The organism is Phenylobacterium sp. (assembly GCF_030697925.1).
Lineage (GTDB): Bacteria > Pseudomonadota > Alphaproteobacteria > Caulobacterales > Caulobacteraceae > Phenylobacterium.
Genome location: NZ_JAUYOJ010000180.1, coordinates 1 through 10,510 on the forward strand (window position 1 = coordinate 1; position 10,510 = coordinate 10,510).

The 10,510-nt window shown below is 68.6% G+C and carries 13 protein-coding genes and 2 pseudogenes; 7 read left to right on the forward strand and 8 right to left on the reverse strand.

Translation table 11 applies throughout. The annotated features are described in order from the left end of the window. Positions 1-382, forward strand: a 382-nt coding sequence (locus tag Q8Q88_RS17380; protein ID WP_305676441.1) for an MFS transporter, incomplete at its 5' end; no start/stop codon positions are given. Continuing rightward, on the forward strand, positions 379-663 hold the full coding sequence (locus Q8Q88_RS17385) for an aminotransferase class V-fold PLP-dependent enzyme (RefSeq protein WP_305676442.1): 285 nt from the start codon (positions 379-381) through the stop codon (positions 661-663). The genes Q8Q88_RS17380 and Q8Q88_RS17385, both read left to right, overlap by 4 nt. 617 nt (positions 664-1,280) lie before the next feature. On the opposite strand, the gene Q8Q88_RS17390 is transcribed toward Q8Q88_RS17385, so the two are convergent. Beyond that, positions 1,281-2,372 carry a Fic family protein gene (locus tag Q8Q88_RS17390; RefSeq protein WP_305676443.1) on the reverse strand — a complete coding sequence of 364 codons (1,092 nt, stop codon included), beginning with the start codon at positions 2,370-2,372 and terminating at the stop codon, positions 1,281-1,283. Positions 2,373-3,086: 714 nt separating this feature from the next. Between Q8Q88_RS17390 and Q8Q88_RS17395 the strand changes: the two genes are divergently transcribed. Then, a complete protein-coding gene (locus Q8Q88_RS17395) occupies positions 3,087-3,509 on the forward strand; it encodes a hypothetical protein (RefSeq protein WP_305676444.1) in 423 nt (140 codons plus the stop codon). A 74-nt stretch (positions 3,510-3,583) separates the two neighbouring features. On the opposite strand, the gene Q8Q88_RS17400 is transcribed toward Q8Q88_RS17395, so the two are convergent. After that, the gene (locus Q8Q88_RS17400) at positions 3,584-3,820 is read right to left on the reverse strand and encodes a hypothetical protein (RefSeq protein ID WP_305676445.1); all 237 of its coding nucleotides are present in this window, start codon (positions 3,818-3,820) and stop codon (positions 3,584-3,586) included. Between the two features lie 406 nt (positions 3,821-4,226). Between Q8Q88_RS17400 and Q8Q88_RS17405 the strand changes: the two genes are divergently transcribed. Next, on the forward strand, positions 4,227-4,682 hold the full coding sequence (locus tag Q8Q88_RS17405; RefSeq protein WP_305676446.1) for a BA14K family protein: 456 nt from the start codon (positions 4,227-4,229) through the stop codon (positions 4,680-4,682). A gap of 191 nt (positions 4,683-4,873) precedes the next feature. Here Q8Q88_RS17405 and Q8Q88_RS17410 read toward each other — a convergent pair whose 3' ends face one another. The 5 genes and pseudogenes from Q8Q88_RS17410 to Q8Q88_RS24785 all read right to left on the reverse strand — a co-directional run. Then, a complete protein-coding gene (locus tag Q8Q88_RS17410; RefSeq protein WP_305676447.1) occupies positions 4,874-5,941 on the reverse strand; it encodes a sodium:calcium antiporter in 1,068 nt (355 codons plus the stop codon). Between the two features lie 10 nt (positions 5,942-5,951). Continuing rightward, positions 5,952-6,686: a DUF2459 domain-containing protein gene (locus tag Q8Q88_RS17415; RefSeq protein WP_305676448.1), complete on the reverse strand. Its 735-nt coding sequence runs from the start codon at positions 6,684-6,686 to the stop codon at positions 5,952-5,954. Continuing rightward, on the reverse strand, positions 6,683-7,240 hold the full coding sequence (locus Q8Q88_RS17420) for an acetyl-CoA hydrolase/transferase C-terminal domain-containing protein (RefSeq protein WP_305676449.1): 558 nt from the start codon (positions 7,238-7,240) through the stop codon (positions 6,683-6,685). The genes Q8Q88_RS17415 and Q8Q88_RS17420 overlap by 4 nt, the downstream gene beginning before the upstream one ends. A gap of 68 nt (positions 7,241-7,308) precedes the next feature. Next, a complete protein-coding gene (locus Q8Q88_RS24780) occupies positions 7,309-7,770 on the reverse strand; it encodes a YbhB/YbcL family Raf kinase inhibitor-like protein (protein WP_371129873.1) in 462 nt (153 codons plus the stop codon). Between the two features lie 68 nt (positions 7,771-7,838). Next, positions 7,839-8,570: pseudogene (locus Q8Q88_RS24785) on the reverse strand (PAS domain S-box protein); the annotation flags it as partial. A 113-nt stretch (positions 8,571-8,683) separates the two neighbouring features. Between Q8Q88_RS24785 and Q8Q88_RS17430 the strand changes: the two are divergent. Continuing rightward, positions 8,684-9,004, forward strand: coding sequence for a CBS domain-containing protein (locus tag Q8Q88_RS17430; protein ID WP_305676450.1), 321 nt, complete (start codon positions 8,684-8,686; stop codon positions 9,002-9,004). Between the two features lie 84 nt (positions 9,005-9,088). Here the strand turns inward: Q8Q88_RS17430 and Q8Q88_RS24790 are convergent. After that, positions 9,089-9,481 (reverse strand): annotated as a pseudogene (locus tag Q8Q88_RS24790) (YbhB/YbcL family Raf kinase inhibitor-like protein); the annotation flags it as partial. Between the two features lie 128 nt (positions 9,482-9,609). Here Q8Q88_RS24790 and Q8Q88_RS17440 point away from each other — a divergent pair. Together Q8Q88_RS17440 and Q8Q88_RS17445 are read left to right on the forward strand one after the other, a co-directional pair. Beyond that, positions 9,610-10,128 (forward strand): hypothetical protein, encoded by a 519-nt coding sequence (locus Q8Q88_RS17440; protein WP_305676452.1) that lies wholly within the window; start codon positions 9,610-9,612, stop codon positions 10,126-10,128. 157 nt (positions 10,129-10,285) lie between these two features. After that, positions 10,286-10,510, forward strand: a 225-nt coding sequence (locus tag Q8Q88_RS17445) for an NAD-dependent epimerase/dehydratase family protein (RefSeq protein ID WP_305676453.1), incomplete at its 3' end; no start/stop codon positions are given.

Genomic DNA, 10,510 nt, shown 5'->3' on the forward strand with positions numbered 1-10,510 from the left:
CGACCGCTGGGGCCGCAAGGGCCTGATCGTCGCCGGCATGTGGGTGCAGGCCGCGGGCCTCTTCCTGACCGCGGCGACCCGGCAGTTCGGCTGGTGGCTGGCCGCCAGCATCCTGCTCGGCCTGGGCACGGCCATGGTCTATCCGACGCTCATCGCCTCGGTGTCCGACGCCTCCCACCCGGCCTGGCGCGCCCGCTCACTGAGCGTCTACCGCTTCTGGCGCGACATGGGCTACGCGGTCGGCGCCTTGGCTGCGGGCGTCATCGCCGACCTCTTCGGGGCCCCATGGGCCATCGGTTCGATCGGCGTCCTCACCTTCGTCTCCGGCTGCGTCGTCGCGATCGCGATGCGCGAAGCCAGGTCATCCAGGACAGCGCCATGACAGACGCCGCGAAGATCTATCTCGACTACAACGCCAGCACGCCCGTCGATCCGCGGGTGGCGGCGGCCATGCGGCCCTACCTGGAGACCGCCCACGGCAACCCCTCGAGCCCGCACTGGGGCGGCCGGCCGGCGCGCGAGGCGGTCGAGTGGGCGCGCGCCCAGGTCGCGGACCTGCTGGGCGCGCATCCGGACAAGATCGTGTTCACCAGCGGCGGCAGCGAAGCCAACAACCTGGCGCTCAGCCTCGACGCTCGAAGCGGACTCGTTCGGCGGGCGTGAGCGGGAGGGCTCGAAAACCGGCCCGAAGCCAGGCCTTGCACTGAACGTGGCGCGTCGCGGGGTCCTGCTCGTTGGCCCACCATTCCGGAGGTGCGCGCTGCGCGGCAGGAGCTCGCCCAGCACCCGCTCGATGTCGCGGAAGGTCATCTCATAGATGGCGGCCGTCTGACGGCGCAGGTGTCCTTCCAGCGGGTCGTATTTCCCCATGCAGCCCTCGTCCGCCGTGATCGCCATCTGTTGCAGCCCAAGCCTCGGTCAGCAACGGCTTGTGTGGGAGCGGCCCGAGAGGCTAATCCACGCAAGCGGCGCGTTCACCGCCGCCACCGCCGCACCCATAGGTCAATATGTCCGGCAGCCAACAGCAGGCCCTCATCGACGCCCGCAAGCTCGTGCGCACCTTCGGGTCGGCGCCGGAACCGCGACGCCGGGCGCAGGAGGTCCTGTCGATACTGAAGCGCGAGAATGGATGGCCCCCGGCCGCCCGAGCGGAGATCGACGCGACGGAGGCGTGGCCTTCGGACGTCTCCCTCCGTCTCAGTCCTTGAAGCCCGGCTCCGCGCGCTCCTGGCCGAGTTGTAGGGGACTCGTGAACGACAAAGGGGCCTGATCGTCGCGACCTAAACGGTCTGGACGTTTCCCAGCAGATCCAGCAGCGCGCGGTTCATGTAGTAGCTCTCGCGGCCGATCTTGTGCTTCCGCATCAGGCCGATCCGCGTGAGCTCGTCGAGATATCGCGTCGCGGTTATGCGGCTCACCCCAAGGTCGCGCTCCACGAAGGCGATCTTGCTGTAGGGGTGACTGAACATGTTGTTGAGCAGGTCCTGGCTGTAGATCCGCGGGAGCTCGCTCCTGAGGCGGACCTTGTGGTCGAGCATCAGGTCCCGGATCCGGTGGACCAGCCGGGTTGTCTGGCCGGCCATCTGTTCCACCCCATCCAGCATGAAGAGGAGCCATTCCTCCCAGACGCCGTCGCTCCGGACGGCCTGCAGAAGGCGGTAGTAGTCGGCCTTATGTTGATTGATGTAGCGGGAGAGATAGAGGACCGGCGTGCCCAGCAGGTCCTCCTTCACCAGATAGAGGATGTTCAGGATCCGGCCCGTCCGGCCGTTGCCGTCGTAGAAGGGGTGGATGGTCTCGAACTGGTGATGGATCACGGCCATCTTCACGAGCGGATCGAGATCGAGCGTGTCCTCGCCGTTGATGAAGCGCTCAAGGTTTGCCATCAGCGGCACGATCTCGTCGTAGCTCTGGGGCGGGGTGAACACCACCTCGCCGGTCTTGTCGTTCTTCAGCGCGGTGCCCGGGAGTCGGCGGAAGCCCGCCTGGTTGCGCTCCAGCGTCGCCTGCATGGCGAGGATGTCGTTGATGGTGATCAGTCCGGTCGTGCGGACGGTCTGGAAGCCCTCCCGCATCGCCCGGGCATAGGCGTAGACCTCCTTCGCCGCGACACTGGCGAATCGGTCGGCGACATCGTCGCTGCGATAGAGGTCATCGTGGGTGGTGATGATGTTCTCGATCGCCGAACTGTCCTTCGCCTCCTGCAGGGAGAGCGTGTTGATCAGAATGGCTTCGTTCGGCACCAGGCCCGCCGCGCCCTTCAGCTCCGCCAAGGCCCGATGCGCCGTGGCGAGTTTTTTGAGGACGCGCTTCGTTTCCAGGTCCACGGAGAGGGGGAGGAGCGGCGGAACGTGGCTGGCGATCAGGGCCATACGGGATCAATCTGTATAGATTTTCCAGATTTTCTATATATGTTTTGGGGACGTGTATAGACCTCGCGGTGTTTCACGCGCCCCATTTGATGCGTGCAGAAAGTCGCCGGTTCCTATGCATGACCCTCCGCATCTGTGCGAAAAACCCCGCGAACCTATGCAGGTTTGAAACCGCCAGTTCGGCAACTAGCGTGCGAACCCAGGTCGAGCGCTCGCGATACCAACTTTCTCGCATCTGAGATGCGTGAAAGCTTTTTTGATATGGCCGCCAAGGGACGGGGGCGGCGGGCATTCTATTGCATCGTTCGAGCTTCGCATTCGGCCGGCCTTAACGGAGCCTGGGCTACGGCAAGATCGGAGGAATTCCTCCGATCGTACGGAATCATCGGCGCCCTTGAGCGGACTTTCATCCGCACGCGAGCGATGCCCCGGCCGACGTCTTCACCGTGCCTGCGGCTCTATCAGGCGCGGCTCGAAGCCCTTCGAGACCAAGTGCTGACGCCCCAGCGAGAACCACTTCGACGGTCCGGGAGGCCACGACACTCCATCGGCGCTGACGAGTGGAGAACGGCGCGCACCATGGCTCGTTCCGACCCGCGATGGGGGCAAGCCCGGCTGGGCGGCATCGACGAAGGGCCCAGCACGCGACCGCGAGCAACCTGCCGGCCGCCGGTTCGTTTGACAGGTGTGGACACATGGGACTCACGAACCGCGATGATCGTTATTGCCCTCGCCGCCGCGACGGCTGCAGCGCCTGTCGCGCCCGCCAGCGCCGCGCAGGCCGTTCGCATCGTCAGCGCAGACGGGACGCCGGTTTCGCTTGAGCTCGTGGGTCCGGCCGAGACGCAAATCGCCTCGGTAGCCGAGCCGATCGCGGCGCCGACGCCCAATCTGTACCAGGTCCCTGCGCGGTGCCGGAACATCCCCTACCACGTGGTGGACCGCCAGGGCCGCCCTGTGGCCAGGCGGCTCGCGGACCTGCCCGCCTCCGGCGGGCTCCAGTTGCTCGTCGATCGGCGGATCGAGGGATGCCGGGTGATCACGCTGAAGTACGGGACCGTCGAGCCAGACCAGCCGAACCCGCCCTCCGAGCAATACCAGATCAGGCCGTTGAACCCGGTCCCCAAGGGGCGGTGAGCCGAGGGGGAGACGTGGAGCGATGGAGCGCGCCGCGCGTTCAGACCGGTGTGCGGGCGCGCCGCTCAGACCGTCTAGCTTTGGTATTGCTTGTGGTTTCGCAGGGCTTCCGCCTCGGCCTGGATTTCATCGTCGGTGACACTTAGCGCGCGCGCCAGGGAGTGCGCGTTGCCGGCCGCCGTCGCGAGCGCCGTCCTCAGCAGAGGTCTGACATTCTTGGCGTTCTTGGCGTTCGCCGGCTCCAAGAGCTGTTCGGCGATCACCAATTGTGCAGCGAGCCGGCGGGCCCGGTCCTTCTGATCCTGCTCCAAATCGCCGCTCCCAACGTTCTCAGGCCCCGAGGCGTATTCAGGGCTCGCGGCGTTCGTTTGTCCAACCAAAGATGGATCCACCTCCTGCCTGGTGGGGCGGTTTCGCTGGACTTACGGGACCGCTGGGCGCCTTGCGGGGCGCGCCCGCTCCGTTCACGCCGCAGCCAAAGGCTGCGCCGCCGCGCTAAGGCGCTCGTGAACCGGCGCGCCGTGCCTGTCTCAGATGCGATGGCAGAAAATTCCAAACCGGAAGACTCAAGTCGGTCAACTAAGGCCGACGGAGCGACGCATGATCGAATCCGCCGGCGAGCGAATGCGCGAGGTCGGGGACTCCCTTGCGAACGCGCCGGAGCGATTTGTCGGGTTCGCGAGTTCTCTATTTCCGACGAGTTCAGGAGGTAGCGCGATGCGCAAACTCACGACCTTCCTCATGGCGACGTCGCTCGCGGCCGGCGCGGCGACGAGCGCCCTGGCCTATCCTACCGGCGTACAGCCGGCCCTTGCTCGGCCCGGCGACGCCCAGCTCCTGCAGGTCCAGTACGGCCGCTGCTTCGCCGGCGAGCGCCCGTCCGACTGCCGGGAGCGGGTCCGTTGGGAGCGGCGATACCGTGACCGCTATGAGTGGCGCGACGGCCGCTACCATCCCCACGGCGACGATCCCGGCGCGGCGCTGGCGGCCACCATCCTGGGCTTCGCCCTGGGCGCGGCGATCCGTGGATCGCAGGACGACTACGACTACTATGTCGCCCACCGCGACGACCGCTATTGGCGCGAGCGGTGCCGGACACGCTATCGCTCCTTCGATCTGCGCACCGGCACCTACATCGAAACCACCGGCTACCGTCGCTACTGCCGGCTCTAACGACGCGAACGATAGCGAGTCGCGGAGGTGTCTTTGGTCAGCTGCCACGTGCCCAGGCCGAGCACCGGCATCCGGTTTCCGGTGCACAGGGCCAGGGTGGACCACGCGTCCATGGAGACCTCCGGGGCTTGCCCGACCGCCTATCCCCACCACACCCATGGAACGGCCGAACCTCATCTGCGTTGCAGCTGCTAGCCGGCCGCCGCGTCCTTGAGGCGGTACAGCACGGCCAATCCGATGCCGTAGGTCAACAGCATGCCGACGCTGTCATAGCCCATCCGCAGGATCGTGCGGTCCCGCCGCTCGACCAGGCCGATCAGCAGGAGGCCGCACATCAGGGCTCCCAGACAGGCCGCCGTCACCGAAAACGCCCCGAGGCCGGCGAGGACCGGCCCCGGCCGGTAGAGGACGTCCACCAGCAGGATAAGAGACAGGTTGAACATGTTCCCGCCGAGCACGTCGCCGATGGCCATCTGCGGTCGCTTCAGCCGCACGGCGGCGGTCGCGCTGGAGACTTCCGGCAGCGAGGTCGCCCCCGCCAGGAAGACCGCGCCAAAGAAGCTTTCTCCGAGCCCGGTCTGGCGGGCGATCGCCTCGCCTGAGCGGGCCAGAGCATAGCCGGCGATGAGGATCACCGCCCCGGTCACGGCGATCAGAAGCAGCAGCCGGCCGAGGCCTGCGGATTCGGCCTCAGGCGGCGGGGCCTTGTCGCCGTCATGCCCGGGGCGGTACGCTGTCGGCCGCCAGCCAGCCCCTCGCCCGATGGCTGCGGCGGTGCGGAGGCAGAGCAGGTAGGCGCCCGCCACCAGGATCGCGCCGGCGCCAACGGCGAAGCCTCCCAGCTCAGCTTCGCCGGCCGCTACGGCGATGGCGACCAGCATGAGCATGACGATGTTCATCGCCGTGTAGGCGAGGACGTCGGGCCGCGGCACGGTGGCCGTCAACGCGCCTCGGCCGACCAGCACGTCGACGACGGCGAGCGCCAGCAGCTGCAGCGCCACGCCGCCTATCAGGGTGTTCGCCGCCAGGGCGCCGGAGCCGCCGATCGCGGCGGTGGCGGAGGTGGCGATCTCCGGCAGCGAGGTGACGCCGCCCAGGAGCACGAGCCCCACAAGCGCGCCGCCCAGGCCGGTGGCCGTCGCGAACCGAGCGGCGTACCCCGCCAGGCGGGACCCCGCGATCCAGACAACGACTGCGGCGACGGCGAACATGGCGAGTGAGGTCGGAAGATCGTCACCGCCCCTCAGGAGGGCGTCCATCTCGCAGCTCCTAGGGTTCTCCGTCGCGTGCTCGCGCAACCGTTCCGGCCGGCTCGGGTTCCGCTCGGCGCCGGCGAAGGTCCAGCATGACGCCCTGCGGCGGCAGGTGCAGCGCCGGCGTGGTCGGCAGGCCGGCGGCGTCGAGGAGTTCGCCCGTCCAGTTGTTGCATAGCATCGGCAGGCCGAAGCGCTCCACGCTCTCGAAGTATCGCGCCGCGCCGTGATCCTCCGCTGATGCCGCCTCGACGGGTTCGCCGTCCTGCAGGCGGAACGAACCGTCCAGCCGCCGCAGCATCCGTTCGGCGCCCTTGGGCGACAGCTCCACGCGCAGCACGCCGCCCTTGAACGCGCGATCGGGGGCGCGGGACAGCGGCGTCAATCGCAGCAAAGCCGGATCGCCCGGCGGAAGCGCTGCCACCACGGCGTCGATGACCCTCTGGAATGACCAGCCCCGCCCCACGTAGAACTCCGCGTCCCCCCAGCCGGCCATCACCCACGGCGACGCCGGCAGGCGGCGAAGGGCCTTGGCCGTCGGGCCGCCGCCTCGGCTCACCAGTTCGGATGGAAGGGCGAGTTCGGTATGGTAACCGTTGTGGATCACGTAGACCGTCAGGCGGGGTTCGCCGGGCGCGGGCGGATAGATCCCCGGGTCGCCCGGGCGCGCCGTGACAACCGATGTGAGCGCGAAGAGGCCCGCCACGATCGCCACCGCCCGGCGGAGAGGGCGCCCGAGCCGACGGCTCATGCCGCCAGCGCGCCGCGGACGAGCGCCCGAAGGCCGTGCTCCCTCAAGCTCCCCGGTCGATCGAGCCCGAGGCGATGCAGGGCCTCCTCCGTCTCCGGCGAGCCGCGTCGGCCGGTGAGCCCTCGCGCCGCGAGCCTCGCCAACCGCGGCGCTGACCCGGTCGCCCCCCTCAACGCCTGAGGGGCCGGAAGCAGGCGCTGCTCGACGTCGGTGAACTCGCAGCCGAAGGGAAAGGTCGTTAGCAGGCCGGCCTCGCGCGCCGGCGCGAGCGCCCGCTCGATCCGCTCGGGCCTGTTGTCGCGGAACGCCGCGGGGATCTCATAGCCCTTGTCGATCTTGCCGGCGGCCTTGGCCCGCGCCAGCAGGTCCGCCTGGAAGCGGTTGTCGGCGATCGAGAGCATGGCCGCGATCACGTCAGCGTCCGGGCGGTCGCGCAGGTCGGCGACCCCGTATTCGGTGACGACGATATCGCGCAGGTGGCTGGGGACCATGGTGTAACCGTAGGACCAGTGGATGGGCCGGGAGACCAGATCCCGACGCACGGACGCCGCCATGGCTTGCCTCGTTCGCGACTCGGCGATGCAACGCGCCCGACCGCCAAAAGGTCCCTTCAGGAGAGTCCTCAGCCCGGTGCGACGATGCCGACGAGGTCGGCCCGCTCGATCAGATGAGGATGGGCCGCCTCCCAGACATCACCGGCCGTGGCGTCGCCGGGAACCACGAGTTCCGGAACGTCCAGCGCGGCCAGGAGGAAGTGATAGTGGTACACGCCGTGTTCAACTGGAGGCTGCGGGCCGTCGTAACGCGGCTTGCCAAGGTCGTTGGGGGCTTGGCGAATGCCCGCTTCGTTTGCGCCGACACCCTCGCGAAGCGCCGTCTGGTCGGGGTTGATGCCGTGCGCTGCCCAGAGCTGGACGACGCCATGCGGCGGGTTCGGATCCTCAACCACCAGTACGAAGCTCCGCGTCCCGGCCGGCGGATCGGTCCAGCGCAGGGGCGGCGACAGGTTCCGGCCCGTCCGCAGGTGCCGGTCCGGTATCGCGCCGCCGGCCGCAAACGCCGGACTGTGCAGGGCGAAGCCCACGTGACACTTCCAGGATGATCAACTCCAAGGGTTCGCCGGACGATCGCGCGCGGGAAGGCGCCATGCTGACGGATGTCGGCGATCCACTCCGGCTCGCGCGTGCGCCAGATCCGGCCGGGCAATCCGTCTCCGGCCTTGAAGGTGCTGGCCTCGGTCGCCGCCCGCAGCTGTGCGAACTGATCGAGATCCCCATGCCAGATGGCCGTCGGGATAAGCCGCAGTGGATCGCCGCGCTGGGGCAAGTAGGCGTGGCCGGCTGGCCAGCCCGTCAACTCGCAGACCGAATCCAGACAGAGCTGCAGGATCTCGTCCAGCGACTGGGTTTCGGCGGCCACGCTCGTAACGTGGTGAAGCAGCTCCGCCTCACGCACCTGCCGTTTCAGGAGGTCCTCGTTGCGCCGGCGCTCGGAGATGTCGCGGACGAAACCCAGGAACAGCGTGGAGCCTTCGACCTCGACGGGCGAGATCGAGAGTTCGATGGGAAAGGCCTCGCCGGATCGGCGGATCGACGAGACCTCGACGCGGCGCCTCAGGAGAGGGCCTTCCCCGGTCGTGAGGAACCTGTCGAGGCCCGCGCGATGGGCGTCCCGGTAGGACTCCGGAATGATGAGTTCGGCGAGGATCCGCCCAACCGCGTCGTCCCGGCGCCAGCCGAAAATCGCCTCGGCCTGATGGTTCCAGTCGATGACCACGCCGTCCACGCCCATGACGATGACGCCGTCCAATGCGGTCTCGAGCACCAGGGCCAAGACCGAGGCATCGTGCGCGCTTGGGGGCGCCGCGGCCGCTCGCAACTCCATGACGCAAGCTCTTCTCGACGCACGCCAATGCGGCGTTGTAGCACCGGGAGACCGCCCCGGCGAATGAGGGATCTAGGGCGACGACAGCCGCGCGGGCTGGTCGACATCCTTCCTTGCGCGACCCCCTGGTCGGCATGATCACCGACCGCGACATGGCCGTGCGCGCGGTGGCCGAAGGCAGGGGGTCCGACGCCAAGGTCCGCGACGTCATGAGCGCCAAGTTCAGGTGCTGCTTCGAGGACGAGGACGTCGACGATGTGCTGCGGAACATGGGCGAAATCCAGGTCCGCCGCCTGCCGGTCGGGAACCGGGACAGGCGTCTCGTCGGCATCGTCTCGCTGAGCGATACCGCCGCCGGCGGCGACACGCCGCGCTTGGGCGAGGTCCTGCGCGAGATCGCGCAGCCCGGGGGACAGCACTCGCAGACCCACTGAACCAGGCGCCGGTCTGGCCCGCCGGAAGACGCCGACGATCTCAGCCTCGTCGATGACGTGCGGCTTGGCCCTGTTCCAGACTTCGGCGGCGGAGGCCCCGTCCGGCGCCTCGAGGTTGGCGACGTCCAGGGCGGCGAGCTTGAAGTGATAGTGGTGCGGGGCGCCGGCCGGCGGCTGCGGACCGTCGTACCGCGCCTCGCCGAAGTCGTTGACCGCCTGGCGCACGCCTTCGCCCTCGACGCCGAGGCCCTCGCGCAGCTCGCTCTGGTTGGACGCGATGCCGTGGACGGCCCAGTGGTAGAAGGCGCGGCGGCGGTCCGCCACGTCGGGATCCTCGACTACGAGCACGAAGCTCTTCGCCTCGGCCGGCGCGCCGGACCAGCGCAATGGCGGTGATACGTTACGGTCGTCGCGGGCGTACCGGTCGGGAATGGCGCCGCCGTTCTGGAAGGCGGGGCTGTGCAGGGCGAAGGTCATGGCCGTCTCCTGGATGTCCGCGTGTCAAACCACGCCCGCCGCGCGGAGTTCCGGACGCAAGCCGGGCAGGAACCCGGTCCCTTGGCTGCAGCGTTCAGCTTCCGGGATGCACAACAAGGGAGGCGGCCATGGCTGTCCTTTCTCATTCCCATGTCCCGGTGACGCAGTCCGAGTTCCCATGGGCCATCCGCCGGGGCGCCCTTGCCGGGGTCATGGCCGGCGTCGTGTTCGCAATATTCGAAATGGTCGCCAGCGCGGCTATGATGGGTGTGGCCGAGACGGCCGCGCCGTTGCGGATGATCGGCGCCATCGCGCTTGGTCCGCAGGCGCTCGATCCCGCCTATTCGTTGACGGCCGCAAGCCTGGCCGGCCTGGCCGTGCACCTGGTCCTCTCGGTGATCTACGGCGGCGCCTTCGCTGCGATCGCCGGCGGCCTGCGCCCACGCCCTGCCATCGTCGGACTGGCGACGGCCTACGGCTTCGCGCTGTGGCTCCTGAATTTCTACCTGATCGCGCCAGCGGCCTTCCCCTGGTTCGCCGCCGCCAACGCCGCAGTGCAATTCGTGGCCCACACGGTCTTCTTCGGCGCCGTGCTCGGCTACTACCTCTGGCGCTCGCATGAGGCGCTCCTACGCCGCACGGCATAGCGGTTGGCGGGCGCAATCGGGGTCAGCGCTCGCGGGCCGCCCTGTCGGGAACCCAGACGCCGCGGAATTGTCCTGAACCGATTGCGGCCTCCGCAGGCGGAACGCCTCGGCGACGGCGCCCGTTGGGCTAGGCGGGTTGGCGGCCGAGTGCGCGAGCATGTCTGGGCAGGAAGAGCCGATTGTCCTCATCACCGGCGCCGCCGGCAATATCGGTGGGGCGCTCGGCGCCGCGCTGCGCCGGCGCTATCGGGTCGTCGGTATGGACCGGGAGGGCGCGAAGGCCGACTTCCCACTCGTTTCCATCGATCTCACGGACGACGGTTCGGTCGCCCAGGCGTTCCGGGCCTTCCACGAGCAGTATGGCGGACACATCGCCAGCGTC